19 protein-coding genes and 2 tRNA genes are annotated in these 26,339 nt (G+C 45.8%); 5 read left to right on the forward strand and 16 right to left on the reverse strand.

What is annotated here, in order from left to right:
- Positions 1-948, reverse strand: a complete 948-nt coding sequence (locus tag D1Z90_RS02220) for an NADP-dependent oxidoreductase (protein ID WP_119909092.1) — start codon at positions 946-948, stop codon at positions 1-3.
- Positions 949-1,031: 83 nt separating this feature from the next.
- Between D1Z90_RS02220 and D1Z90_RS21485 the strand changes: the two genes are divergently transcribed.
- Complete coding sequence (locus D1Z90_RS21485) at positions 1,032-1,199, forward strand: hypothetical protein (RefSeq protein WP_198419023.1); 168 nt, start codon at positions 1,032-1,034, stop codon at positions 1,197-1,199.
- Between the two features lie 94 nt (positions 1,200-1,293).
- Here the strand turns inward: D1Z90_RS21485 and D1Z90_RS02225 are convergent, their stop codons facing one another.
- From D1Z90_RS02225 to D1Z90_RS02275, 11 genes are all read right to left on the reverse strand, one after another.
- Positions 1,294-2,424, reverse strand: coding sequence for a sodium ion-translocating decarboxylase subunit beta (locus tag D1Z90_RS02225; protein ID WP_119909093.1), 1,131 nt, complete (start codon positions 2,422-2,424; stop codon positions 1,294-1,296).
- A gap of 9 nt (positions 2,425-2,433) precedes the next feature.
- Positions 2,434-4,218, reverse strand: a complete 1,785-nt coding sequence (oadA, locus tag D1Z90_RS02230; protein WP_119909094.1) for a sodium-extruding oxaloacetate decarboxylase subunit alpha — start codon at positions 4,216-4,218, stop codon at positions 2,434-2,436.
- Between the two features lie 35 nt (positions 4,219-4,253).
- Entirely contained in the window at positions 4,254-4,505 is a 252-nt protein-coding gene (locus D1Z90_RS02235; RefSeq protein ID WP_119909095.1) for an oxaloacetate decarboxylase subunit gamma, read from the reverse strand.
- A 581-nt stretch (positions 4,506-5,086) separates the two neighbouring features.
- Positions 5,087-5,163 (reverse strand) — tRNA-Arg (locus D1Z90_RS02240).
- A 12-nt stretch (positions 5,164-5,175) separates the two neighbouring features.
- Positions 5,176-5,268: transfer RNA gene (locus tag D1Z90_RS02245), tRNA-Ser, on the reverse strand.
- A gap of 188 nt (positions 5,269-5,456) precedes the next feature.
- Entirely contained in the window at positions 5,457-5,648 is a 192-nt protein-coding gene (gene csrA, locus D1Z90_RS02250; protein WP_119909096.1) for a carbon storage regulator CsrA, read from the reverse strand.
- A 103-nt stretch (positions 5,649-5,751) separates the two neighbouring features.
- Positions 5,752-6,984, reverse strand: a complete 1,233-nt coding sequence (locus D1Z90_RS02255) for an aspartate kinase (RefSeq protein ID WP_119909097.1) — start codon at positions 6,982-6,984, stop codon at positions 5,752-5,754.
- 12 nt (positions 6,985-6,996) lie between these two features.
- Complete coding sequence (gene alaS / locus D1Z90_RS02260) at positions 6,997-9,597, reverse strand: alanine--tRNA ligase (protein WP_119909098.1); 2,601 nt, start codon at positions 9,595-9,597, stop codon at positions 6,997-6,999.
- 178 nt (positions 9,598-9,775) lie between these two features.
- Positions 9,776-13,873, reverse strand: coding sequence for a transporter substrate-binding domain-containing protein (locus D1Z90_RS02265; protein WP_119909099.1), 4,098 nt, complete (start codon positions 13,871-13,873; stop codon positions 9,776-9,778).
- A gap of 2 nt (positions 13,874-13,875) precedes the next feature.
- Positions 13,876-15,534, reverse strand: a complete 1,659-nt coding sequence (locus D1Z90_RS02270) for a response regulator (RefSeq protein ID WP_119909100.1) — start codon at positions 15,532-15,534, stop codon at positions 13,876-13,878.
- 14 nt (positions 15,535-15,548) lie between these two features.
- On the reverse strand, positions 15,549-16,736 hold the full coding sequence (locus D1Z90_RS02275; protein WP_119909101.1) for an EAL domain-containing response regulator: 1,188 nt from the start codon (positions 16,734-16,736) through the stop codon (positions 15,549-15,551).
- A 481-nt stretch (positions 16,737-17,217) separates the two neighbouring features.
- Here D1Z90_RS02275 and D1Z90_RS02280 point away from each other — a divergent pair, with 481 nt between their 5' ends.
- Positions 17,218-19,494 carry a carbohydrate-binding protein gene (locus D1Z90_RS02280; protein ID WP_119909102.1) on the forward strand — a complete coding sequence of 759 codons (2,277 nt, stop codon included), beginning with the start codon at positions 17,218-17,220 and terminating at the stop codon, positions 19,492-19,494.
- A gap of 119 nt (positions 19,495-19,613) precedes the next feature.
- Here the strand turns inward: D1Z90_RS02280 and D1Z90_RS02285 are convergent, their stop codons facing one another.
- Positions 19,614-20,138 (reverse strand): fasciclin domain-containing protein, encoded by a 525-nt coding sequence (locus tag D1Z90_RS02285; RefSeq protein WP_158587031.1) that lies wholly within the window; start codon positions 20,136-20,138, stop codon positions 19,614-19,616.
- 275 nt (positions 20,139-20,413) lie between these two features.
- Here D1Z90_RS02285 and greB point away from each other — a divergent pair, with 275 nt between their 5' ends.
- Together greB and D1Z90_RS02295 are read left to right on the forward strand one after the other, a co-directional pair.
- Entirely contained in the window at positions 20,414-20,887 is a 474-nt protein-coding gene (gene greB / locus D1Z90_RS02290; protein WP_119909104.1) for a transcription elongation factor GreB, read from the forward strand.
- 35 nt (positions 20,888-20,922) lie between these two features.
- Positions 20,923-23,235, forward strand: a complete 2,313-nt coding sequence (locus D1Z90_RS02295; RefSeq protein ID WP_119909198.1) for a Tex family protein — start codon at positions 20,923-20,925, stop codon at positions 23,233-23,235.
- Between the two features lie 108 nt (positions 23,236-23,343).
- Here D1Z90_RS02295 and D1Z90_RS02300 read toward each other — a convergent pair whose 3' ends face one another.
- From D1Z90_RS02300 to bioH, 3 genes are all read right to left on the reverse strand, one after another.
- Positions 23,344-24,258 carry a putative metalloprotease CJM1_0395 family protein gene (locus D1Z90_RS02300; protein ID WP_232525180.1) on the reverse strand — a complete coding sequence of 305 codons (915 nt, stop codon included), beginning with the start codon at positions 24,256-24,258 and terminating at the stop codon, positions 23,344-23,346.
- A gap of 81 nt (positions 24,259-24,339) precedes the next feature.
- On the reverse strand, positions 24,340-24,615 hold the full coding sequence (locus D1Z90_RS02305) for a flagellar biosynthesis protein FlgE (RefSeq protein WP_119909105.1): 276 nt from the start codon (positions 24,613-24,615) through the stop codon (positions 24,340-24,342).
- Positions 24,616-24,688: 73 nt separating this feature from the next.
- The gene (gene bioH / locus D1Z90_RS02310) at positions 24,689-25,465 is read right to left on the reverse strand and encodes a pimeloyl-ACP methyl ester esterase BioH (RefSeq protein WP_119909106.1); all 777 of its coding nucleotides are present in this window, start codon (positions 25,463-25,465) and stop codon (positions 24,689-24,691) included.
- A gap of 27 nt (positions 25,466-25,492) precedes the next feature.
- Between bioH and D1Z90_RS02315 the strand changes: the two genes are divergently transcribed.
- Positions 25,493-26,233: a ComF family protein gene (locus D1Z90_RS02315; protein ID WP_119909107.1), complete on the forward strand. Its 741-nt coding sequence runs from the start codon at positions 25,493-25,495 to the stop codon at positions 26,231-26,233.
- Positions 26,234-26,339 lie beyond the last annotated feature (106 nt).

The following is a 26,339-nucleotide window of genomic DNA, read 5'->3' on the forward strand; positions in this document are numbered from 1 at the left end:
TTACTCGCAGCGCAATAAAACCTTTCCTTGAGTCCGCCCAGTTTCAATTTGTTGATGAGCCAAGTGCGCATCTTGTAACGCAAAGGTGTGGGCAACCTTTACCGTCAAAGAGTCACGATTAAACAAATCAAATAACTGCCTCAAATCGGCTTGGTTAGCTTGCACTAACATGCCACAGGCGTTTACACCTCGAGCTGTCGCTTGTTCAATGAGACTTGCCGCGCTAAGCGTCGGCACCGTCACGAACCGAGCACCGGAAGGCAAATTTTGCGCTAATTGACTGCCGCTGTCTCCCCCCACAAGATCAAACGCTAAATCGATGGCAGGTAGACATTTAGCCCAGCCTGCTTGCTGATAATCAATCACTTTATCTGCGCCCAAAGAGGTTAACAAATCCTGATGCTTTGCAGATGCCAACGCGATAACGGTTGCTCCCTGCTGTTTTGCTAATTGCACAGCCAAGTGCCCTACTCCCCCAGCTGCGGCGCTGATAAGCACTTGCTCACCCGCTTGTAATTGGCCGTGCTGAAACAAACCTTGCCACGCAGTTAGCCCGGCCAACGGCAGCCCTGCCGCTTGCTCTAAAGGTGCCCCCTCAGGCAATAATACACATTCTTTTGCGCTGGCTATTACGTGTTCACCATAACAGCCCCCTTGAATAGGAAAGCCAATCATGCCGGCTACTAACTGGCCGGGCTTAAACAGCTCTGAATGACTTGCCACCACAGTGCCAGCACAATCATAGCCAGGCGTCCAAGGTAAGTTGTCTTTATTTTGTTCTGCCGCCCAACCTAACCCAGCCCGCGTTTTAGCATCTATCGGGTTCACCCCAGCGTAAGCTGTTTTTATCAGCACCTGATCATTTTGCAATTCAGGCATAGGTAATTGATTAATGGTAAGCTTAGAAGGATCGCCAAAGGCAGCAATTTGAATTTGGGTAGATAACATAATGCGCTCCAGATAAACGGAGTCACAGCTTAACAAAGATATTGGCTGGGCGTTAGACTCAAATCACACACAGAAGGTGAACTATGACTCGACTATTTTTAATCCCCCTTGTTATCTCTCTGCTCTGGTGGGGATTTTTGCAGTATCACGGCTTTACCCTTAAACAAGGTGCAAAAGGCTTCTATTTTATTATTGGACTTTCCGCGTTAGTGTTAGGTTTTTTTAGCTTGATGATACATCTCACTCGATAAAGGCAATGGTCAACAACGTATAATCAGCGTTTTGCGGATAATAAAAAAAGGTGGCCTAAGCCACCTTTTTACAACGTGTAACTTAACTCATCGGTTAACCAACCAATGCCAGCAACACACCAGCTGCAACTGCACTACCAAGTACACCCGCTACGTTTGGCCCCATCGCGTGCATCAAAAGGAAGTTTTGAGGATTAGACTCAAGACCGACTTTGTTAACCACACGGGCTGCCATTGGTACCGCTGATACACCCGCAGCGCCAAGTAGAGGGTTCACTTTACCACCCGATAGGCGACTCATTACTTTCGCCATCATTACCCCTGAGCCAGTACCCACTGAGAATGCCACAGCACCCAAAGCTAAGATACCCAGCGTTTCAACAGATAGGAACGCTTCAGCAGAAAGCTTAGAGCCTACCGCCAAACCAAGGAAGATGGTTACTGTGTTGATGATTTCATTTTGAGCGGCACCGCTTAAGCGATCTACCACGCCAGATTCACGCATCAAGTTGCCTAAGCAGAACATACCAACCAACGGCGTTGCTGATGGTAAGAACAAGATACACGCAAACAAGACCAGCAGAGGAAACAGGATTTTCTCAGCTTTGCTTACAGGGCGAAGCTGTTCCATTTGAATGGCACGCTCCTTCTCACTGGTCAGTGCACGCATGATAGGTGGCTGAATCAAAGGCACAAGTGCCATGTAAGAGTATGCAGCTACCGCAATGGCACCCAACAAGTCCGGCGCCAGTTTCGATGCTAAGAAGATAGCGGTAGGGCCATCCGCACCACCGATAATGGCAATAGCCGATGCGTCCTGCAAGGTAAACTCAAATCCTGGGATCAGGTTTAGCGCAATAGCACCGAACAAGGTAGCAAAGATACCAAACTGCGCAGCTGCGCCTAAAAATAGCATTTTAGGGTTAGCAATTAGCGCCCCAAAATCGGTCATTGCACCTACGCCCATAAAAATAAGCAAAGGGAACACGGTAGAACCAATGCCTATTTCATAGATGTAATACAAGATACCGCCTGGATCAGTAAATCCAGCATTTGGAATGTTGGCTAAAATAGCGCCAAAACCAATTGGTAATAATAATAAAGGCTCAAACTTCTTAACTATCGCTAAGAATAGCAACAAAGCACCTACAGCCATCATAACCAGCTGTTTCCACTCAAAGTGGTAAATGCCTGTATCGTGCCAAAGTGTAATTAAACCGTCCACTGGAACTCCTTAAGCCAGCGCAAGTAGCGCGTCGCCGACAGCTACTGAATCGCCTTCACGAACATGAATTGTTTGCACGACGCCCGACTTGATGGCACGAACTTCTGTTTCCATCTTCATCGCTTCCATGATTAGAATAACGTCACCTTCTTCAACTTGTTGACCCTGTTGGGCCACAACTTTAAAGATATTGCCCGCTAGTGGAGCCGTGATGTCTTCCGCAGGTCCTGCCGCGGCTGCAGGCGCAGCAGCACCGCCCGAAACGACCGTTGGCGCGCCGCCAGCCGGTGTGATGGTCTCAATGCTACCCGCAGGACCAACTTGAACTTCAAACACTTGACCTTCAACTTTCACTGCGTACGTCTCAGGACCTTTGTCTTTGGCTGCAGCAGGCGCTACATCATCGGCCGAAGGCACGGGTTCAAATGCGTCTGGGTTATCACGATTTTCAAGGAACTTAAGGCCAATTTGAGGGAATAACGCGTAAATGAGCGCGTCATCAATCTCATTATCAGCCACCTTGATGCTTTTCTCTTGTGCCAGCTTGGCAAACTCAGCTTGTAAGCTTGCAAGCTCTGGCTCAATTAGGTCAGCAGGACGACAAGTGATAGCCTCTGCGCCGTCTAGTACTTTCGCTTGTAATTCAGCGTTGAAAGGAGCAGGTGCTGAGCCATATTCGCCTTTTAGTACACCTGCCGTCTCTTTGGTGATGTTCTTGTAACGCTCACCCATTAATACGTTGATAACCGCTTGGGTACCAACAATTTGTGAGGTAGGTGTTACTAGAGGGATAAAACCAAGATCTTCACGAACACGTGGAATCTCTTTTAGCACGTCGTCAAGTTTGTCTGCAGCGCCTTGGTCTTTCAGCTGGCTTTCCATGTTAGTTAACATGCCACCAGGTACCTGAGCAATAAGAATACGCGAGTCAACACCTTTTAAAGCGCCTTCAAATTTTGCGTATTTCTTACGAACTTCACGGAAATGCGCCGCAATTTCTTCAAGTAGGTTAAGGTCTAAACCGGTATCACGCGGCGTGTCTTCAACAATTGAAACGATGGTCTCTGTTGGTGAATGACCGTAAGTCATACTCATTGAAGAGATAGAGGTATCAAGAATATCTACACCCGCATCGATGGCTTTTTGGTGTGTCGCCACACTCAGACCCGTAGTTGCGTGACAATGTAGTGCTAACGGTAAGTCTACCGCTTCTTTAATTTTGCTTACTAGCTCTTCTGCAACATAAGGCTTAAGTAAGCCCGCCATGTCTTTAATACAAATAGAGTGGCTGCCCATATCTTGCAGGCGCTTAGCCATATCAACCCAAGTATCAATGGTATGAACCGGACTGGTTGTGTAGGAAATGGTACCTTGAGCGTGACCACCTACTTTAACGGTCGACTTGATCGCTGTTTCAAAGTTACGTACATCGTTCATTGCGTCAAAAATTCGGAACACATCGACACCATTGGTGTGCGCGCGCTCTACGAATTTTTCAACAACATCATCTGAGTAATGACGGTAACCCAATAGGTTTTGACCACGAAGTAACATTTGATGCTTGGTATTTGGCATCGCAGCTTTTAGTCGACGAATTCGCTCCCAAGGATCTTCCCCTAAGTAACGAATACATGCATCAAATGTGGCGCCACCCCAGGTCTCTAAAGACCAAAAGCCGACTTTATCCAGTTTCTCTGCAATGGGTAGCATATCTTCTATACGCATACGGGTTGCAAATAGCGATTGATGGGCATCGCGTAAAACAACTTCTGTTATAGCAAGAGGCTTAGACATGACGTTGTGCTCCTTTAAAAAATCCTTGAACCATCTTAGTTGTTATTACGGTACTGCTGTACCGCGGTGCTAATGGCTGCAATTAATTTTGGGTTAACTTGGTTGGATGCTTGCGCTGCAGGTGCTTGAGTTGTGGGTTTGTTTGAGGCAACAGGTAGTTCATCGGCAGGTACGAGTTTTGCCACTGACTGAACAACCAGGACTAATAAGCCTAAGAACAAAAACACCGATACCATTCCCACGAGCATCAGGTTGCCGGCTTGTAATAATAGTTCTGAAATATCCATAATCTACAACATCCATTCTGGCTAAATTAAATAATGTTTATGCATTATCTAGTTAGCTGTGTAAAAGTCAAACTCAGATGAATAAATATTCAATACTGATTCATTTTTATTTTTCACTGATGACCGACAAAACGTTAGTGGGTTACATACTCCGATTGCGACCGTACTAGCGTATTGCTATCAAGCGTTTAAGCTCAAAAAAGGCTCAGTGCGAGATTAAAATAGCCGAAATTGGCGATAATTTTCTCGTTGGCTTTTCACAAAAGCCACTAATTCTACTGAACCCAGCAATTTTTTAAAGCCCTTAATGATCAAAATCAAACAAAATAAGCCAATCAAACTAGCGATAAGAATTTGGGCGAGATAAAAAACTTTTAATTTAAGTAGTTAAAGCACAATAAACACAACATAACTGTAACAAATGAACGGCAGGGTAAGCGGGTTAAAAAAACCTTAATGAAGCCGTCAGAAAAAAGCCTCTTACAACGCAAAAAGAAAGACTAATCTGGCTTTAAACGACAGGAATAAATATTCAGAATATGGGTAAAGATTGAATAATTTAAAATCTTGAAGAAGAAAGATGGCGCGCATGGAAGGAGTCGAACCTCCGACCGCCTGGTTCGTAGCCAGGTACTCTATCCAGCTGAGCTACATGCGCGTTATACCAGAATGGCGGTGAAGGAGGGATTCGAACCCTCGATGGGGCTACAAACCCCATACTCCCTTAGCAGGGGAGCGCCTTCGGCCACTCGGCCACCTCACCGTTCTGGTGGCGCACATATTACCTTCAGGCAGAAATATGTCAAACAGTTTTTAATAAAAAACTTCTGTTCGCACAGTTCTTATACAACCGACACTTATGTTGTTATTTTTTCGTCAAATATGACTCAAATCACAACCAAAAATACAAAAAAAGGGAGCTTACGCTCCCTTTTTTTATGAAATTCTTTATTAGAAATTTCCGCCTACCGCTGAGCCTTTCTCAGCTTGAATGCGCATATAAATTTCTTCACGGTGAACCGATACCTCTTTAGGTGCATTTACACCGATACGTACCTGGTTACCTTTTACTCCGAGAACAGTCACTGTCACTTCGTCACCAATCATCAAAGTCTCACCAACTCGACGAGTCAATATTAGCATTTCCTGCTCCTTGTTATCCTATTTCTTGGTCATTGAGTATCATTATGCATAATTTCTGGCATAAGGTAATACCCAATGTCCTGTTAAGTATAAGGGAATACGCCTACTTCTCTTCTTGTGGCTCAGCATCTAAGCCAAACGCAGTATGTAATGCGCGTACTCCGAGTTCCAAATATTTTTCGTCAATTAAGACTGACACTTTGATTTCTGAGGTAGAAATCTGGTGCATGTTGATGTTTTCGCTGCCGAGCACCTCAAACATGGTTTTTGCTACCCCAGGATGATTCCACATGCCAACGCCAACTATAGAGACCTTAGCAATAAATTCATTGCCTTGCACTTCTCTTGCGCCAACTTCTTGAGCGACTTGGTTTAATAACTCGGTCGCACGGCGGTAATCATCGCGATGAACAGTAAAAGTAAAGTCTGCTTTACCGTCACCTAAGGTGTTTTGCACTATCATGTCGACGTCGATACCCGCTTCGCCAATCGGTGACAAAATTTGCGCCGCGATGGATGGAATATCGGGTACGCCAGAAATGGTTAATCTTGCTTCATCACGGTTAAATGCAATACCCGAAACGACCGGTGATTCCATGCTTGCTTCCTCATAACTAATCAGTGTTCCTTCGCCTTCTTTAAAGCTGGACAATACGCGAAGTGGTACATTGTATTTGCCTGCAAACTCAACAGAGCGAATTTGCAAGACCTTGGCGCCTAAGCTGGCCATTTCTAACATTTCTTCAAATGTGATGGTTTCCAAGCGTCGAGCTTGTGGCACAACGCGAGGATCCGTGGTGTAAACACCGTCTACATCGGTATAGATTTGGCACTCATCAGCTTTCAGTGCTGCTGCCACGGCCACCGCAGAAGTATCAGAGCCGCCGCGACCTAAAGTGGTGATGTTGTTATTTTCGTCGCGACCTTGGAAACCCGCCACGACCACAACCTTACCCGCTTTAAAGTGATTTTGGATATTGTCTGTTTCAACATCTAAAATGCGTGCTTTACTGTGGCTTGAATCTGTTTTCATGCGCATTTGATCGCCGGTCATGGAGACCGCGTCCACGCCAGCTTTCAAAAGCGCAATGGTTAGCAGCGCAATGGTTACTTGCTCACCGGTAGACACCAACACGTCCATTTCACGGCGGCTAGCATCTGCGTCTAAGTCTTTTGCCATGGCAATCAAACGATTGGTCTCACCAGACATCGCGGATACTACCACTACGACATCATGGCCTTGCGCTCTGGTCTTTTTCACTCGCTCAGCGACAGCTTCAATTCGTTCTAATGTTCCAACCGAAGTGCCACCGTATTTTTGAACTATTACACCCACAAATAATTCCTTTTACAAACGTTCTTCTAACCAAGGCTGAATGGTCTTCATCGCCTCAGGTAAAGCATCAATATCACTGCCGCCGGCTTGAGCCATATCTGGACGACCGCCGCCTTTACCACCCACTTGCTGAGCGACAAGGTTAACTAGCTCGCCCGCTTTTACTTTTGAAGTCAGGTCTTTGGTTACACCCGCAATCAGGCTTACTTTACCGGCAGAGCCAGTCGCTAAAAATACAATGCCTGATTTTAGCTTGTTCTTCAGTTCATCTACCGAGGTACGAAGTGATTTAGGGTCGGTACCATCTAAGAATGCCACCAATACGTCTACGCCATTCACCTGCACCGCTTGACCAATCAAATTGGCCCCGGCTTGGCTGGCTAATTTCGCTTTCGCTTGAGCCAACTCTTTCTCTATTGACTTAGAACGATCAAGCAGTTGTTTAACCTTATCACTGATCGTGAACTGATCACCTTTTACTAGGTCCAGTGTTTGCTGAATTTGTTCACCAATACTATGAATAAAGTTGATAGCAGCAGGGCCTGACACAGCCTCAATACGACGCACCCCTGCAGCAATACCGCCTTCAGAAATGATTTTGAAAAAGCCGATATCTCCCGTGCGCTTAGCATGCGTACCACCACAAAGCTCAGTTGAGAAGTCGCCCATTTGCACCACGCGCACCATCTCATCGTATTTTTCACCAAACAAGGCCATCGCGCCAGACGCTTTCGCTTCTTCGATGTTCATCACTTTGGTAATCACTTCATAGTTGTCGCGAATGGCTTGGTTCACCAAGAATTCAACTTGACGAATGCTCTCAATACTCATGCTTTCAAAGTGAGAGAAGTCAAAACGCAGCTTATCTGAGTCGACTAATGAGCCTTTTTGACCAATGTGTTCGCCTAGCGTTTGGCGAAGCGCAGAGTGTAATAAATGAGTCACAGAGTGGTTCAACGCTATCGCTTGGCGCTTATCAGCATCTACCACTGCAACCACAGGTTGGCCTACTTTTAAACTCGTGCCGCTCATGTAACCTTGGTGAATAAACGCATCACCCGATTTTTGCGTATCAGTGACGATAAACGCGCCATGTTCAATTTGAAGCTCACCGCTATCGCCTACTTGACCACCTGATTCAGCATAAAATGGCGTTTCGTTCAGTACCACTACGCCCTCTTCACCTTCTTTTATGCTATCAACGGCTTCGCCTGCTTGGTATAAGGCGACGATGTTGGCTTTAGAGTCCGTCAGGTTATAACCAAGAAACGCCGTTTTACCTTCCACTTTGATGGCATCGTTGTAATCGGTGCCAAAGTTATTCGCTTTTTGCGCGCGTTCACGTTGCTCTTGCATTGCTGCTTCAAAGCCCGCTTGGTCAATCTCAAGGTCGCGTTCACGGGCGATGTCTGCGGTCAAATCCGCTGGGAAACCGTAAGTATCATACAGTTTAAATACCAACTCACCCGGAATAACCTTGCCTTCCAAGCTTGTCAACGCGTCATCAAGAATAGACAAACCACGGTCTAGGGTTTTGCCAAACTGCTCTTCTTCTAGCTTAAGCATTTTTTCAACAATGGCTTGCTGCTTAGTCAGCTCAGGGTAAGCTTCACCCATTTGCTGGTTGAGCTCTGCAACCAGCTTGTAGAAAAACGCGCCTTTCGCACCGAGCTTGTTGCCGTGTCGTACCGCACGTCGAATAATACGGCGTAAGACGTAACCGCGGCCTTCGTTTGACGGCATAACACCGTCCACAATCAAGAAGCTACATGAACGAATATGGTCAGCAATGACTCGCAGTGATTTATTCTCTAAATCGTTTGTGCCAATCACTTTAGCGGCATCTTTAATTAACGCTTGGAAAATATCAATTTCATAGTTCGAATGTACGCCTTGCAAAATCGCAGAGATACGTTCAAGTCCCATACCCGTATCCACTGACGGTTTAGGTAAAGGCTCCATCGTGCCATCAGCATGGCGGTTATACTGCATGAATACCAAGTTCCAGATTTCAATGAATCTGTCACCGTCTTCTTCCGGTGTGCCAGGAGGACCGCCCCAGATGTGCTCGCCGTGGTCATAGAAGATTTCAGTACAAGGGCCACAAGGACCGGTATCGCCCATTGACCAGAAATTGTCTTTCGCACCAATGCGCGCAACTCTGTCTTTAGGAACGCCAATCTCGTTCAGCCAAATCGCTTCTGCTTCATCGTCTTCTTCAAACACAGTAACCCAGAGCTTTTCTTTTGGCAGTTTCACGACTTCCGTTAAAAACTCCCACGCAAATTGAATCGCATCGCGCTTGAAGTAATCGCCAAAGCTGAAATTACCCAGCATTTCAAAGAAAGTATGGTGCCTTGCCGTATAACCTACATTTTCAAGGTCATTGTGTTTACCACCTGCACGCACACAGCGCTGGCTTGACGTTGCCCGTGTATATGGGCGTTGTTCCATGCCCAAAAATACATCTTTAAATTGCACCATACCGGCGTTGGTAAATAACAAGGTAGGGTCGTTACCAGGTACCAAGGGGCTACTGACAACGGATTGATGTCCTTTGCTTTCAAAGAATCCAAGAAACGCGTTGCGGATCTCAGCGGTGGATTGGCTCATGAAGTTGATTCCGAGTTAGCTTAACAGTGTTTTATTTGGCTATAAGGTACTAGCTAAATAAAATGGCAAAAATAATCGGCACAATATACCACGTAGCCCCCCCTTATCAAATATGCAAATTTATCTGACAAACAGAGCTGGCCAACCCTCATGACGGGGGCTGGCTAGATGACGCTAATCACGCTGCATTTTGTGGCAGAGCCAAAAATTCATTGAGCCTCTGCTTGGCTTGGTTTAACGCCTTTAAACTTGAGGTAATGTCTTCGTCACTTTGACGCTTACATATTTGCTCAATAGCGTAACAGGCGTTAGACAACTCTGCGGCGGTAATCATGCTGGCCGCGCCTTTCATACGGTGAGCAATGAGCGCCATCCCTTCATAATCTCTTGCTATCTTAGCTTGCATCATTTCTCGCATATCTTGCTCTAAGGTCACCTGAAACTCGTCTAACATTTGCTTTACAACGACTCGCTCGCCAAACATTTCGAGTAACTCAAGTTCATCAACAGGTTGCAACACTTGAGCCGCTTGCCAAGGCATATCACTCACAGGCAATGCATTTTCCTCGGCGGATACCTCTGATAATAAGCATTCGTCGTCCGTCTCAGCTAAAATGGCCGCCATATCGGTAACTGGTTCGACCAATGACGCACCTCCCTCAGACTCCGTAATATACTGCAAGATCTTTTCTTTTAAGTCTCCCATCGATGTAGGCTTACTCAAATAATCGTTCATGCCTATTTCAATGCAGCGCTCAAGTTCTCCCGATAAGGCATTGGCAGTTAATGCTATGATTGGCAGTTGTTGATCAAACTCTCGCACTTTCTCGGTCAATTGATACCCATCCATCTCTGGCATATGGCAATCGGTAATAAGTAAGCTGTAAGGGGTTTGCTTTAACGCTTGTAATGCTAACACTCCATTTTCAACAATGTCGCAGGTATAACCCAGCATATTAAGCTGGCGCCTAATCACTTCTTGGTTGGTGGGGTGATCTTCGGCCACTAATATCAACTGACCTTCAACCAAAGCTTGCTCTCGGGTTAATAGCGGCTTGTGTTTATTCTTTGAGCCAAATTTACTTACTTGCTTGTAAAGACCATCAATGTCAGTCAAACGCTGCAGAATGGTTTCTATATTACGTGGCAATAAAGGGTTGGTCGGCAAACACAACGCGCCCAGAGCGGGTGAAAAAATCACTTTACTCAAAATCACGAGCTGACTGCTGTTCTCCGCACAAACAGGCCCTAAGTTATGCTGTTCAACTAACTTTTGAGGACAGAAAATAACCGCCTCTTTCATGGTTAATACCGACTGTGCTAAGTAATCGGGGATCACAACCAAAGGGTATTGCCAAGCTTCAAAATACGCTTTAATTCGCAGGCAATGCTCCGAGTCATTATCCACTAACACTACCGCTTTTTGCTGCTGCTTTTGCGGCATCTCTGCGGGTATGAGCACAGGTAACGTCAAGTCAAAGTATATGGTGGTGCCATTACCTTCTTGGCTCGTCAATTGAATATCACTGCCAAGTCGTTGCGCTAACATTTTTGAAATGGTTAAACCTAAACCTGTGCCGCCATATTTACGGCTAGTAGACGCTTCAGCTTGAACAAAAGGCTGAAACAATTTCTTTTGATTCTCAGGTGAAATGCCAATGCCCGTATCCGTAATTTGAAAACGTATGGTTTGTTGTAGCTCCCCATTGGGCGCTTCAACTTGTTGCAATAAGGTGAGGCTTAATTTGACTTGGCCGCGCTCGGTAAACTTGATGGCGTTGCCTAAAAAGTTGGATATAATTTGTCCAAGACGGTTACCGTCGGTGAGTACTTTGGTGGCAATTAATGGATCATGCCAATAGTTCACATCGAGCCCTTTACTGGTGGCATTATTGGCATGGGTCGTTAGCACATCTTGCGCAATGCGCTTAACGTTAGTTTTTACCGCCGTAACCTCTAGTTGCCCAGCTTCTATTTTCGACACGTCCAGAACATCGTTCAAAATATGCAGCAGATTATTGGCACTGCTGTTAATGCTTTGCACGTATTCCATTTGCTCTGGTTCTTCGACACTTTGCGTCAGAAGTTCTAACATGCCAATCACACCATTTAGCGGGGTACGAATTTCATGACTCATCATCGCTAGAAAGTGCGATTTAGCTTTGGTGGCTTGGTGGGCTTTTTCCATTGCTTGAGCGAGCGCAAATTCTTGCTGTTTACGCTCACTGATATCGACCAATACGCCGTTCCAAGAAGTATTACCACCACGGCGAGTAACCTTGGCTAACACCTGGATCCAAACAGGTTGATCAGCGCTTTGACTGAGCTGAAATTCAATGTCAACCGGGCTAAGATTGGCGGCCGAATCATGCATCGCTTGCATTACTTTAGCGCGTTCATACGCAGGTGCATCACGCAGAAATAACTGCGGCTCGCGCATCATGTCTTTCACGTCATAACTGTATAGCTTGTCGATCCCTTTACTGATAAAAGTAAATACGATCCTTTGATCCACGGTTTGATGAAACTGAATGACCGCGCCAGGAATATTATCGGCAATCGACTGAACTTTACGCTCCGCTTCTTTGGCCCGAATTTCCACTAGGCGGCGTAAGTTCACTTCACTTTTTAAGCGATAATTGGAATATAAAATGATTCCCAAAATCAAAAGTATGGGAACAATGATAACGCTGGCGTACAAATAAATATCGGCGTATTCCACACCTTGATTCACTTCTACTACCAACCATTTATTGTGAATATTTTCTAGCTCAGCCTGAGAAATACTGCCCAAAGCTTTATTCACCAGATCTTGCAAAATAGGCTCATCTAATTGTACGCCTACTTTGATGTTCACCGATTGAGCCTGGCTGATTTTATTAACAATTTTCAGCTTACCTGCAAACTCCTCTTGCAGCATATTGGCGGCAATAGATAAGTTTGAAAAAGCCACGTCCGCGACGCCGCTTTGGACCTTATCCAGCGCATCAATCAGCCCTTCGCTGGCGATGATGTTGGCTTTGGGAAAGTGCTTTAAAATCTCATTCTCTGCAAAGCTGTTTGGTTTAACAGCTACGCGCAGTTCACCGCTTGCCACGCCTTCAACATCGATATTACGATTAGATTGGCTTAATAACACCCAAGGGTCAGAGTAATAAGGCTGACTAAATAACATGAAGTCACGACGCTTTGGCGTTTTCACTACCGCTGGCAATATACTTACTTGTTTGTCTTTAAACAAAGCCATCGACTCACCCCATGAGTCGCTCGCAACATGCTCAAATTGGATGCCGGTCTTTTCACTAATAATGCCTAAAATATCTTTCGCCATGCCATCGGGTTTACCCTGACCGTTGATATAGTCTAAAGGCTTCCACAAAGGATCGACCGCATATTTCACCACAGGGTTCGCATTGATCCACGCTTGCTCCGCTTGGTTTATCAAAATAGGCGTGTCGCCCTCTTGATTAGCGCTATTTAACCAACGGTTAATAATCTTCTTTCCCGTTAAAATATCAATGTCTTGTATCGCTTTATTGATGATATTAATCAGATATGTTTGCTCATATGCGGTACTAAACCTAAGACTTGAATTGCCCAGCTCTGAAAACTGCTTGATAAGAAGAGGAAGGTCTGTCGCTTGGCCCACCAAGTATTGTAGGGTGATGTGATCCCCCACGTAAGCATCACTCATGCCGTACTTAATAGTGGTTACAGCTTCTTGCACGCTGTCAATCAACAAGTAGTTGGTATCAGGTAGCGTGCGCTCTATCATCTCTTGGTTTGCAAACCCGACTTCACCCGCAAATGTTAAACCATCAAATTGCTCCCAATCCGTAAGAGCACGTCGGTTTTCATGCACCATTATGGCTTTTGGCACTTGTAAAAAAGCTTGTGAAAAACGCTGCTGCTTGACCCGCTCTGGCGTTTTCTCAACGCCGGCAATCAAGTCAATTTCACCGTTTAGCAGCCCCTGCTCTAAGCTTGGATAATCCGGGTAAAGCTGATACTTAACTTTTAAGCCTAATTTATCCATCACTAAGTGGGTAAAGTCATCCAAGATGCCGGACACCTTTTGGTTATCGCTAATTTTATAATATGGCTGATATGGCGTTGTTAACACCCCCACAATCACTTGGGCTTTACGGTCAATCCAGGCCTCCTCGGCTTGGCTCAAATCGCTGACCTGAGCGGCAAGCTGACCACAACTAAAGGCAGTAAATAACAAAATGAATAGGCCATGAAGAAGAGTCGATTTAATTATTGGCATAGTCATTTTTATCCTTTGGCAATAGCAGCAAAACTGCGATTGACTTCTCTTAACGCCGGGCGATACCACACCGGTAACTCGACACTTTCTCGCTCAAGATCTAAGGTAGTTTGCACTTGCGAAATAGTGGTTTTTAATTGCGAGATGGGCACATTCATCGGGATCGCTTTGGTGAACACCTTGAGTAAGTTCAACGCAATATCGCAGTCGTATGGCTTCACTTGCCACGCGCTCAAACCATAAATAGCGGCATCCATATTAGCTCCGCGCTCGATAGCACTTTCACTAGCATGTTGCAGCTTTTGCGCTTTTTCTTGGCGCTCTGATACTCGCTCTAACATGCTGCGAACCATTAACTGTTCACTCGCAGCTAAGGTAGGATCGGGGCTTAGCATAGACAACACGTGCTGAAGCTTTTGCATCGCTTGTTCCAGCTGACCTGCGGATAAATATGCGCAAGCTAAATCAAGACACAAATAAAAGTGAACAGGCGCAGACAGATTATTTTGCGCGTGCTTCTCTGCTTCTTGGACTAATGCCAGCTCGACACCTTCTAACTCTTCAAAACTGTCTTTAATATCCCCTTTAATAATATTGAAGTGTGCGCTTAACACTCGTTTATGTAACTTGTGTTCTGCGCTCGCAAAACGCTGCTCAATATTACGCAGCTGCCTTATCATTAAGGTCATTAAAGGGCCACTCGCCTGACTTTGCTGACATTTTCGAAAAGCCGCCCTAAGCGCAGCGGCATAAATGGCCACAGACTCCCAATGGGAGTTCACCACCTTGCGACTAATTTTATCGCCGAGTTCAAGCAACTCATCATAATCTTCGCGCACTTCAGCCAAATTAAACTGCACCAGCAGGCGTTCAATATTATTCGGGGCTAATTCACTGGCTTTCGCAAAAATTTCCGATGCTTTATCAAAGCGCTTTAGGCTCATGTAACACTGGGCTTTCATCTGCAAAGCCTGAATACGAATTTCGGGGAGCTTGATTAACTTTTCTAGGTATTGCACCGCCAGCTCATAATCTTCTTGATCCACCAGCAGCTGAGCAAAATACAGCTTCGCCTTATTATTATTTTCTTTTACTAAGCATACGCATGCAGCTTTGGCCTCTTGCAGTTGGTGTTGGCGAGCAAGTAGCTCTGCTTGCTTTAAGCGGATCGCGCTATTTTGTGGGTACCTTAAAGCATATTGCTGAGCAGCGCTGAGGCCTTCAGCTTGATAAGTATTCTCAATGCCAATTAAGGCTTGTCGCTGGGCATAGGCTTTCATCAAACGTGCCGCAATTTGTTGAATTTTCACCGGTTTTATTAAATAGCCGTCAGGTTCATATTCTGAAAAACCATAAAAAACCGAACGCGCAGCTTCTGCGGTTACCACAAACACCACGGTTTTTTGGCTTAGTAAGGCGCTTTGCTGCAAGATTTCTAATAGCTGTAAGCCATCTGTGCCTTTACCTAAGTTGTAATCACAAATGATAAAGTCGTATTGCCTGGCTTTGCATAGTTCTAGAGTACGCTTGGCATCGCCGGCATTGTAGATATGTTGGCTATCACAACCATTATTAATCAGCATGGTGCGGGTGGCGCTGACAATCATTGGGCAATCATCCACCAGCAAGATTTTTTTACTCTGAAAAAATTTACTGTATTTCATCATTTTGATTTATTCCCTTAAACGGCATGTTGTTGCTTGAGCCAAAAATTAAAATGAGCGGCATCTGTCGGTTTATGGATCAAATAGCCCTGACATAAATCGCAATCTAACTTTTTCAATAAGCTCCATTGCTTCGGCGTTTCGATACCTTCTGCCACCGTTTTTAGATTCAGTTTTTTCGCTAAACTTAAGCTGGACTCGACAATGGCCATAGCTGAAGGGTCTTGCTCCATCTTGGCGATGAAGCTGCGGTCAATTTTAAGCTCGGTAAACGGATAATTATGAAGCTGTGTTAACGAAGAGTACCCGGTACCAAAATCATCAATGGCCAAGGCAAAACCGTGCATTCGAAAGCGGTTTAATTGCTCCATTGCTTCTGCAATATTTTCAGCTAAAGCGCTCTCCGTCACTTCCAGAGTTATACGTTCGGGTTTGACACCGAAGCGCTCGCAAGCCAGTAAGAGGCCGCGAGTTAACTTATCGCTGCCAAAGCTGCTCGCTGACAAATTAATGGACAGCTTGATATCGGTGCCTGCACTCTGCCACTTCGCCAATTGCCGCGCGGAGGAAAAAATCATTTGTTCAGTCAACACGTCCATCAAACGGTGAGACTCAATCAAGGGCAAAAAGTGAAACGGGCTCAGTAAGCCATACTTAGGGTGTTGCCAACGCACGAGTACTTCGGCCGACAGCACAGCTTGGCTTTTAAAGCAGGTTTGCGCCTGAAAGTAAGGAATAAATTCGCCCCGTTTTAAACCGGCGTGAATATCAGCTAGCTGAATATCAAGTGGATTAGCCACTTGCGGGCTCGCAGTTATGGGGGTTCTGGCTTGATTGATATATTGCGCCAATGAGTCGAGCTTAGGTGGCTTACCTATTGAGCCTAAAATACTGAGCCCAAGTGCTTTGCCCATTTTCTCAACCGAGGCGAGCAAATCCGGCGCCAGAGCGCTGGAAATAATAATGCAGCCTTTAAATTTCATTTCTGCAAAATTACGTAACATGGCTAAGCCGTCCATGTTGGGCATGCGTAAATCACAAATAATTAAATCAAACGAACGTTGCTGCACTAAGTCCATGGCTTTTTCACCGTCGCAGGCTTCTTGAACATCACTGATGTCCAATCGCTTCAACATGCATATTAGTGCTTTGCGTTGAAAGCTATGGTCTTCAACCACTAACAGTTTTGTTTTTGCTATTCCCATGAAAACGCCAACCCTCGTTGCCTGAATGAGCCAATAGCAGCGATAGGGGGCTGCTCAGAAGTTGTTCAAGTTTGTACCAATGAGGCTGAACTTAACCTGAACTCACCTGAGGTTAACTTTGCTAGATGAGTAAAAAACGCCACTCCATTAAAGCCGCAAATGCTTCGCAACGTTTAAATAAAGCAAGTAAATACTTGTTTCCTGAGTGTGAATAACGGTAAGAGATAAAGTCGAAATCGTTGACTAAAACAGCGAAAAAACTGCGACAGATCAATCTCAGCATGAGTTTTTACTGGTTTAAATCAGTGTTTATTGCTTTTTTAATCAGTTTTATTTTAGATCTTATGGCTTATGTTTCATTAAGCATTATTTCAACTCAGTGGATACAGCTAGAGGCTCATCACAACAGAGCCCGGTTTAGCAAGGATTGCTAAATGAAGGCACGAGCCTCACTGTTCCACCCGCTAAATAGGTTTATACCATGGAAAAATTTAAGCTAAAGCCCCTGTTGGCAGCAACAGTGCTTGGGTTATGTAGCATGCAAGCCCAAGCTGCAACCAATGTTTGGCCCGCCCAGGAAGTTGGCGTTCTGACTTATCAGCTAGATCAAGCGACCTTTATGCCGACGGGTAAGATCCGTTTAGGGCAAATGGATTTTGAACTATCACAAGCTGAGATTGATGCGGTTGCGGCGCAATACAAGGATCAAGGTCAGGAAGTTGTTGATCAGCAAATTCGCATTTTAAAGCTCAAACGCTTGGTATGGTTAGCACCATACTCTTTTCAACTGCCAAATGAGCGTGCTCACTGGGCGATGGCCATGGCACACGCCGCGTCGTTGTTTAAAAACGTAACGGGTATTGATGACCCTTACCACGATGCAAACTTGTATGCAGCCAAATCTTTGCAAGAAGCGGGTATGGGCGCAGACTACGCCAACGTTCCAGGTTTTTTCACTTACCCAGTGAAGCCTAAATATCAAGATGTAGACGCAAACCAAAGGGATTTGTGGGGTATTTGGAACACACTTCGCGGTGGTCGTACCAAGTATGATGGCTTTTTTCAGTTAGAAGGCCACATGTATTCTGCCTTCGGCGAACTGATGCGTATGTTCCCTAACCGTTTCTACAAAGGTTTAGCGCCAACGGACGATTACAACGTTGTTACTCCAGCGGAAAAAACATCGCCTATCTACAATCAAGTATTTAAGCCAGAGCCAGGTAAAAATAGCTTTGTACCAAGTGCCATTGGCGCTTCTTACTACAATATATTTGCTTACTACACGGTTGCCCGCTCAGCTAATGAGTTCGGCTTATTTGTAAAAGATGCGAAAGATCCACAAGCGCTGACTAAAATTATTTCTGTAGGCTATAACCGTGGCCTGAGCTCAGAAAGCCTTGCGTTATTCCCACTGAAGGATGTGCGCCGCGACGCGTGTATGCAAAAAGAGAATATCGACTCATGTTTCGACCTTACCGGTGACGGTTCTGGTGGTTTTGGTATCAACTACCTCTATCAAGTACCTTACAAAGCAAAAGCCTTGAAAGAAGTCGCTGACAAAGGTGTTGCTGGTTACCCGGGCTACTACACCTCTGATATAGCTTGGTCTGATGTTTCGACTTATATTGACGCCCTTGGCCCACTTTACACTCAAGAAGAGCTCGTCGCTGCAGAAGACGCTGCTTTTGCTGTATTTAATAAAATCAGCAGCAATGGCAGCATTGATTTTGCTAACCAATTTGGCGAAGTCTTAGACGCGATCTTATTGGTACTACCAGTTGATACGCCATGGAGCCAATTGTGTAATAAAGACGGTAGCCTATACGACGCGTTTGATCGCAACGGTCAATTTAAAGGCCAGGAATCAACATACAAGTGTTTACCTGAAAGCGTGCAAAAACCGCTTTACCTTGGCCAAGGTGGCGGCGTAACGCCAACTCAAGGACCGGTAGAGCCTACACCAGAGCCAACTGCTGGACCGACCCCAGAGCCTATTGCACCCACCCCTTGGGATCACGGCTTTAGCGTGCCAAAAAATGGCGAACTCTTTATCAATAAAGGTAAGTGTTTTATCGCTAAAAACGACCCAGGTATTTGGGAAGAGCCATTAGCAAGTAACTGGTTCTGGGACGAAACACCGTGTCCACAGATTACTGAGCCAACACAAGCGCCGACCGAGGAGCCAACGCAAGCACCGACACAAGTACCAACGCAAGTACCAACGCAAGTACCAACGCAAGTACCTACTCAAGTGCCCACTGTGGTGCCTACAGTACAGCCATCGGTGACACCAACTGTGACTCCTTCCGTAACACCGTCAACGCTGCCTTCAATACCACCTAGCACACCACCAACTCCAGAAGTTACGCCTACCCCTGTGCCAGTAACTGCACCGGCTTGGGTAGGTGGTCAGACACAAGTCAGCAATGGCGATGTTGTTAGCTACCAAGGCGCATGTTATCAAGCGCAAAATAACCCTGGCGTATGGGAAAGTCCGGCTAAAGGCGGTAACTGGTTCTGGCAAGAAGCCAGTTGTGGAGCAGGAGAAGTGCCAAGCGTGACTTCCGAGCCAACGCCACCAGCAACGGGGCCAACTGAAGCACCTTTACCACCTGCAGGCGATGCTTGGCAGGCTGATAAAGTCTACAACACGGGCGATACCGTAGTGGTTAAAGGTGTTAAATACACCGCCGGTTGGTGGACAAAAGGTGACAACCCAACTCAATCAGGCTCATGGGGTGTATGGCAAGTAAAGTAATACTGCCAAATTAGCCATGAAGTAATATGAAAAAGCCACGGCATCCTTGCAGTGGCTTTTTAATTATATACCCTACCATGAAACGAAAATGCTGGGTGGTGGCTGATTAAACTGCGCAATTAGAACTGCGGCAGTAACACGCTATCGATGATCCAAACCGTACCGTTGTCCGTTTTCACCGGCTGGCACGCAATCTCAGATTGGTTAACGTGTGGTTTACCTTCTGTTCTGCTTAAGAACAGCTTTTGTCCCACCAAGCTGGTCTTTGCTTTTGGGAAATAAGAGCGCCTGGCATCAAATTTGCCGTCTACAACGTGGTGCAGTAATACTGCGCTGAGCACATCAGTATCCCCGAGGATCTCACCTAATATCGGCGCAGGTACATTCTCAAATGCAGCGTTAGTGGGGGCAAACACCGTTAAATTGCCATCGCCATTCACTGCGTCAACCAAGTTCGCAGCACTCAGAGCGGTTACCAAGGTGCTCAGTTCAGGCGTTGCAATTGCAGCTTCAGCGATGGTGCCATCAAATACGGCGGGTTTGGTTTTTAAACACTGGTAGGAAGCTTTATTCCAACCTGCACTGGCGTTGCTTGCAAATAGAAGTGCCGCGGCAGACGCTAATAAAGTAATTTTTTTATTCATGATATAACCTTTCTTTTCCATAAGTTGTGTATTTCTACATGAAGTGATACTGCTCTATTCACACCATTGAGCACTACGAACGCAAAGGCAAAAAAAGATCAATGGAAAATAAAAATAATGCCTTGGCATGAGCCATGAACTAAAAACTGCAACCTAGGACTGAGCACAAATGAAAGTGATAGCGTAAAAAAACTATCAAACCGCTTGCTGCACTTTAAATTGCCTGCAAGAGGCGCTATAACTGAAACCAGAGTATTGTGAGTAAGAGTGATAGATTGAAAACCAACCTAATAACCCCGCAAGGGCTTGAAAAGCTACAAGCAGAATTAGATTACTTGTGGCGGGAATACCGCCCAGAAATCACCCAAAAAGTCACTTGGGCAGCAAGCTTAGGAGATCGCAGCGAAAACGCAGACTACAAAGAAAATAAGCATATTCTGCGGCAAATAGACAAACGCGTGCGGTTTTTACGTAAACGGATTGAGCAATTAACCGTGGTTCACCCCAATGCACAGCAAGCAGGCAAAGTATTTTTTGGCGCGCTCGTCGAAATTGAAAATGACCAAGGTGAAACCATGAAGTTTCAAATTGTTGGCCCTGATGAAATTTACGAAAATAAAGGCGCGATTTCAATAGACTCTCCCATGGCTCGAGCGTTACTCAAAAAACAAGTAGACGACGAAGCCATCGTCAAGACGCCAAACGGTGAAGCAGTATGGTATATCAATCACATTGATTACCTACTTTGACCTTTTCATACCCTTTACAACACACTGAGATTACTTTGACAGCCATAAGCCAAATCATCGCTGCAGAAATTGCCGCTAATCGCCCACAAATTGATGCCGCGATTCAATTACTCGACGAAGGGGCAACAGTACCTTTCATCGCCCGTTACCGCAAAGAAGCCACAGGCGGCTTAGATGACGGCCAGTTACGGACCCTTGAGCAAAGACTTACTTACCTTAGAGAGCTCGATAGCCGTCGTGACACCATTATTGCCAGCATCCAAGAACAAGAAAAGCTGACCCCAGCTCTGCGCCAAGCGATCTCCGATGCTGCAACCAAAACAGAACTCGAAGATTTATACCTACCCTATAAACCAAAACGCACCACCAAAGGGAAAATCGCCATAGAGGCGGGATTAGAGCCGTTAGCAAATAAGCTGCTGAGCGATCAACACTGCGACGCCGATTCGGCAGCCGCCGCTTTTGTGAATCCAGAAAACGGCATCGCAGACGTGAAAGCCGCCCTCGAAGGCGCGAAGTTCATCCTTATGGAACGTTTTGCACAAGACGCAAAATTACTGGCCAAAGTACGTTCTCATTTGCAACAAAATGCCACCCTAGACGCCAACGTGGTCACAGGACAAGAACAAGCTGGCTCCAAATTCAAAGATTACTTTGATTACACTGAAAAGCTCAGCAAAATTCCATCGCATCGTGCCCTTGCCTTATTTAGAGGCCGGAATGAAGGCACTTTACAACTGACGTTAAACCCTGAGCCAAGCGTCGAAGAAGGTCGAGAGGCCAGCATTGGAGAAGTATTATTAGCCCAGCACCTTGAGCTGACGTTAACTGGAATCAGTCGCTGGTTACGCACCGTTTTACAATGGACTTGGCGTATTAAACTCATGATGCAGCTTGAAAATGAACTGTTATCACAATTGCGCGAACAAGCTGAAGAGGAAGCCATTAATGTTTTTGCAAAAAACCTTAGTGACTTACTTATGGCAGCTCCAGCAGGCCCTAAAGTCACTCTCGCGCTGGATCCAGGGCTGCGAACAGGTGTGAAAGTGGCGGTGGTTAATCAGACAGGTAAGCTGCTTGATTACGACACCATTTACCCCCATGCCCCCAAAAAGCAATGGCAACAATCATTAGCCAGCTTGGCGCAGCTTTGTCACAAGCATCAAGTCAACCTTATCAGCATCGGTAATGGCACCGCGTCCAGAGAAACGGATCAATTAGTGGCCGATTTGATCAAAGCCAAACCTGAATTAAAGCTCACTAAGATTATGGTCAGTGAAGCCGGCGCCTCTGTTTACTCGGCATCTGAACTTGCGGCCAACGAGTTTCCAAACTTAGACGTGTCTATTCGCGGTGCGGTCTCCATCGCTCGTCGACTACAAGATCCATTGGCCGAATTGGTAAAAATTGAGCCTAAAGCTATCGGTGTAGGGCAATACCAACACGATGTCAGCCAGCACTTATTAGCGAAAAAGCTTGGGGGGGTGGTAGAAGATTGTGTTAACGCCGTAGGCGTTGATGTAAACAGCGCTTCTGCTGCTTTATTGACCTACGTGGCAGGCTTAAATGCCACCATTGCCCAAAACATCGTTGATTACCGTGATGAAAATGGCATTTTTGTTGATCGTAAACAGCTCAAAAAAGTCGCCAGATTAGGGCCCAAAGCATTTCAGCAATGCGCCGGCTTCTTGCGGGTTAATGGCGGCAAAAACCCCCTTGATAGCTCAGCGGTTCACCCGGAAGCCTATAACCTGGTAAAAAGCATGGCCAGTCAGTTGAATCTACCCATTGAAAAACTCATAGCCAACCAAGCAGTATTAAGTCAGCTACAAGCAAAAGAGTATGCTAATGAAGAATTTGGTATTCCCACTGTCACGGATATTATCACCGAACTTAACAAGCCAGGCCGAGATCCAAGACCCGAGTTTAAAACTGCTCATTTTAAAGAAGGGGTTGAAACCCTTGCAGACCTAAAACCGGAAATGGTATTGGAAGGCGTAGTAACCAACGTAGCAAATTTCGGCGCTTTTGTTGATGTCGGTGTTCACCAAGACGGCTTAGTGCATATCTCTTGTTTGAGTGACAAGTTTGTCTCCGACCCAAGAGAAGTGGTAAAGGCAGGAGAAATAGTTAAGGTAAAAGTGTTAGAAGTGGATATTCAACGTAAACGAGTCAGTTTAACCATGAAGCTTCACGATAGCGCGCCGAGCCAAACTAAACCAACGACTGCTCGCACCAAAAGCAAGCCGGCTCAGCGTCAAACGAAAGCACAAAGCAATGCTCAACCCCGTAATTCAGGTAATAGTGCATTTGCTGACGCATTTAAAAATGCTAAGCAAGGGCGATGAAACAACACATTCAAAACCCCAGGTAATCATTATTGGAAACAGGGTAATACACACGCATTAAAAAGGCGCCTTCAGGCGCCTTTTAAGTGATATTTGTTTTGTACTGAGTTACACACGATACAATAGTTGTTGTGCTTGATTCGGGACAACAGAGCCAAAATAACGCGATTCTATCGCTCTATCCGCTTCTAGGCTCATTCTGGAGCGAGCTTGTGGTACATAGCGTGCATTGGGATCAAATTGGCTAGGGTCAGTACTTTCAGCCCCAGTAGTTTGCATCACACTGGAAGTACGCTTTTCGTCCTCAGCATCTTGATCCGGGTTTTGCAGAAACTCTGCACCCACCGACTGATTCAGCTCCGCGTAGGCAGCATTTAACTGACGCGTCGCTTCTGCTGCAATTTTGCGATCCGCTATCGAAGGATTCTGGGGCGCCAAAGCCGCGGATCTCACTTGACGCATTTTCTGTATGGTCGCTTCGGGATCGCCCGATATAGGCGAAACGCTGATGGGTACTTCACCTGAAACCGCATAGCGCTGACCATCAGGCCCTCGCTCATAGCCATAGCTGGGTTGGCCGGCGTATTGGCCACCAACAGAAGCATGCGCTTGCTCATGGATCACCACTTCACGATGGCGAGCCTGCATTGAATCAAGCACTATCTCCTCTTCAGGCGTCAGCTCTCCCGGTTCTTGTCGGGCAGAATTAGGCCGGCCATCTGCAGACTGGTTTTGTGCTTGTTCTTGCTGGTCTTGAGCTTGATTGTCTTGTTGAGAGCCTTGCTGGCCTTGGCTTTGCCTTTCCTCAACGCGACCATTTGAGTTGTTTTGTGAGTTGCTTGACTGCGCCTGTTGCGACTTAGCCTTGTCTTTTTCAGAACCAACTTCAGACTCGGCAGGATAAGCTTCTGCTTGAGTGGTTTTGGGAATTAACTCACGATGACGCGCATCTTGACGAGCGGCATCAATTTGTGGGTGCATAGCATTGGGAATAACACTGGGTAACTGAAAATTAAAATTCATATCGGCTGCCCTCGCAATACTGGTTAATAGTACAAGAGCAAGTTGATAACTCGCTCCCCCCAAATGCACTCACCCTGTGCGTTAAACTTTGATATCTATGATACTGCCAAGCATCTCATCTGCCGCGCTGATCACTTTGGCGGACGATTTAGCTTGCTGCTCTGCGACATTTAAATTGACCAGTTGCGTATTCAGTGACTCTTCGCTGCGGTATGGCGCCGCGGTGGCACCTAACTCTTGCGCCCCATCACTGACGTTACTGGTTTGTCTGGCAATGTTATTAGCGCTATTAGACGCTAACTGCTGGGCTTGTTGAAAGCCTTGCACTCCAGCACTGAATGCAGAATCCACTCTCATTAGCCTTCTCCGAGCTTAAATATTTGTTTAATTATCGCTCATTATAGCTCAAATTAACAGCAATTTTACATAACTACACAAGGCAACGTTGAATGATTTCACTGGCAAAAAGTTCTTTTTCCGTAACAAAAGGGGCATGAGATGACTGCTTAAACTCTAGGATGTTGATTTCATTATTTAATGCCAACAGGTCATGACTTACCTTAATAGGAACCAAGCTGTCTAAACGGCCCATCATAGCAATACAAGGCTGAGTTAAATTCACCACTTCACGGCGTAAATCTTCGTTGTAAAGTAAATCTAACCCTGCACTCAAAGCCTCAGGTTGCGGCAGTGGCTTCGCTCTCAGCCAAGCTCTTAGTTGCTTAATGTCTTGCTTTGCACTGTGGCTACCCATGGCCTGAATCGCCAGAAACCTGTCAATGGTCTTTTTAAAGTCCTGCCCTAACGCGTCGATAAATTGCGCCAACATATCGGGCGCAATGCCATGCCATTCGGTTGACTCGGTAAATTTAGGATTACTCGCCACTAGCACTAACTGACGCACGCTTTCAGGGTATAAACTGGCGACCTTGGTGGCAACCAGGCCGCCCATCGACCACCCTAGCCATACCGCGTCATCGGTCAATTGTGAAATATTAGCCGCGACAACGTTTGCTATGCTCTGTAGGTCTTGTTGTGGCAACTGTTCGCTGTCGCCAAACCCAGGCAAATCAACCATGTGTAAACGAAAGTATGGGCTAAGTAAAGGCACCAACCCTTGCCAGACGGCATTGTTTAGGCCCCAACCGTGCAGTAATACTAAATCACGACCTTGTCCTACACTTTCAATATGTATTGCGGCTGCCATGGAGTTATCCCACTGTAAAAAATCGCTATGTTAACTCAGCCTATTTTTGATGCAAGCACCAAACTCTTACAGTGGTTAGAAGCCTGTTTACCACTGAGCTGCCTCTTGTGCCAACAAGGAATAACACAAGGGTTAGTATGCTCAACGTGCCAGCAAGACTTGTTACAATGCCAACATTATTGCCTGCAATGCGGTTACTTGCTACAAGACCCCCATTGTCAGCGATGTGGTCCATGCAGCCATGACCCAAAGCCCGTCATTCTTCGTCATGGCGGACTATTACAACCGCCGCTGAATCAGATGATTTATCGCCTTAAATACGACAAACAGGCGCTGTTTGCCCCCATTCTCGCGCAGCTTTTGTATCAACAATTACGCAGTCAAACACCGACGTCATGGCCACAGGTGTTAATCCCAACGCCCTTGCACCCTATTAAACAATGGCAACGGGGGTTTAACCAAGCCAGCTTATTGGCTTTAGCATTAAGCAAGCAACTAAGCATTCCGGTTCACCACTCACTGTGTAAAAAGGTAAAACATACTCCAAGCCAAACTCAGCTTTCTAAGCCCCAGCGAAAACAAAATATGCAACATGCCTTTCGCTGTCAGCGCCATGATTATCAACGCCTGGCCATTATCGATGACATATATACGACAGGCTCTACCTCCCTGAGCCTCGCAAAAGCAATTACTGCGCAAGCATGTTATCCAGATGTAACAATAGAAATCTGGACTATTGCCCGCACTGATTTACAATGCTCACATTGACCTAGGTCGATAGCATTTATTCATAAAAAAGCCAAAAATGCCGTTTTTTGATACAAAACGACAACGAATTGGCGTTATAATGCCTGAGTAAATTAGTCAGGTTTTG

The organism is Motilimonas pumila (assembly GCF_003596335.1).
GTDB lineage: Bacteria > Pseudomonadota > Gammaproteobacteria > Enterobacterales > CBDFNC01 > Motilimonas > Motilimonas pumila.

Bases quoted from the DNA above. Each gene is read 5' to 3' on its own strand.
- D1Z90_RS02220 (WP_119909092.1), bottom strand. From the start codon at position 948: ATGTTATCTACCCAAATTCAAATTGCTGCCTTTGGCGATCCTTCTAAG.
- D1Z90_RS21485 (WP_198419023.1), top strand. From the start codon at position 1,032: ATGACTCGACTATTTTTAATCCCCCTTGTTATCTCTCTGCTCTGGTGG.
- oadA (WP_119909094.1), bottom strand. From the start codon at position 4,218: ATGTCTAAGCCTCTTGCTATAACAGAAGTTGTTTTACGCGATGCCCAT.
- D1Z90_RS02235 (WP_119909095.1), bottom strand. From the start codon at position 4,505: ATGGATATTTCAGAACTATTATTACAAGCCGGCAACCTGATGCTCGTG.
- csrA (WP_119909096.1), bottom strand. From the start codon at position 5,648: ATGCTAATATTGACTCGTCGAGTTGGTGAGACTTTGATGATTGGTGAC.
- alaS (WP_119909098.1), bottom strand. From the start codon at position 9,597: ATGAGCCAATCCACCGCTGAGATCCGCAACGCGTTTCTTGGATTCTTT.
- D1Z90_RS02265 (WP_119909099.1), bottom strand. From the start codon at position 13,873: ATGACTATGCCAATAATTAAATCGACTCTTCTTCATGGCCTATTCATT.
- D1Z90_RS02270 (WP_119909100.1), bottom strand. From the start codon at position 15,534: ATGATGAAATACAGTAAATTTTTTCAGAGTAAAAAAATCTTGCTGGTG.
- D1Z90_RS02275 (WP_119909101.1), bottom strand. From the start codon at position 16,736: ATGGGAATAGCAAAAACAAAACTGTTAGTGGTTGAAGACCATAGCTTT.
- D1Z90_RS02280 (WP_119909102.1), top strand. From the start codon at position 17,218: ATGGAAAAATTTAAGCTAAAGCCCCTGTTGGCAGCAACAGTGCTTGGG.
- D1Z90_RS02285 (WP_158587031.1), bottom strand. From the start codon at position 20,138: ATGAATAAAAAAATTACTTTATTAGCGTCTGCCGCGGCACTTCTATTT.
- D1Z90_RS02300 (WP_232525180.1), bottom strand. From the start codon at position 24,258: ATGAATTTTAATTTTCAGTTACCCAGTGTTATTCCCAATGCTATGCAC.
- D1Z90_RS02305 (WP_119909105.1), bottom strand. From the start codon at position 24,615: ATGAGAGTGGATTCTGCATTCAGTGCTGGAGTGCAAGGCTTTCAACAA.
- bioH (WP_119909106.1), bottom strand. From the start codon at position 25,465: ATGGCAGCCGCAATACATATTGAAAGTGTAGGACAAGGTCGTGATTTA.
- D1Z90_RS02315 (WP_119909107.1), top strand. From the start codon at position 25,493: ATGTTAACTCAGCCTATTTTTGATGCAAGCACCAAACTCTTACAGTGG.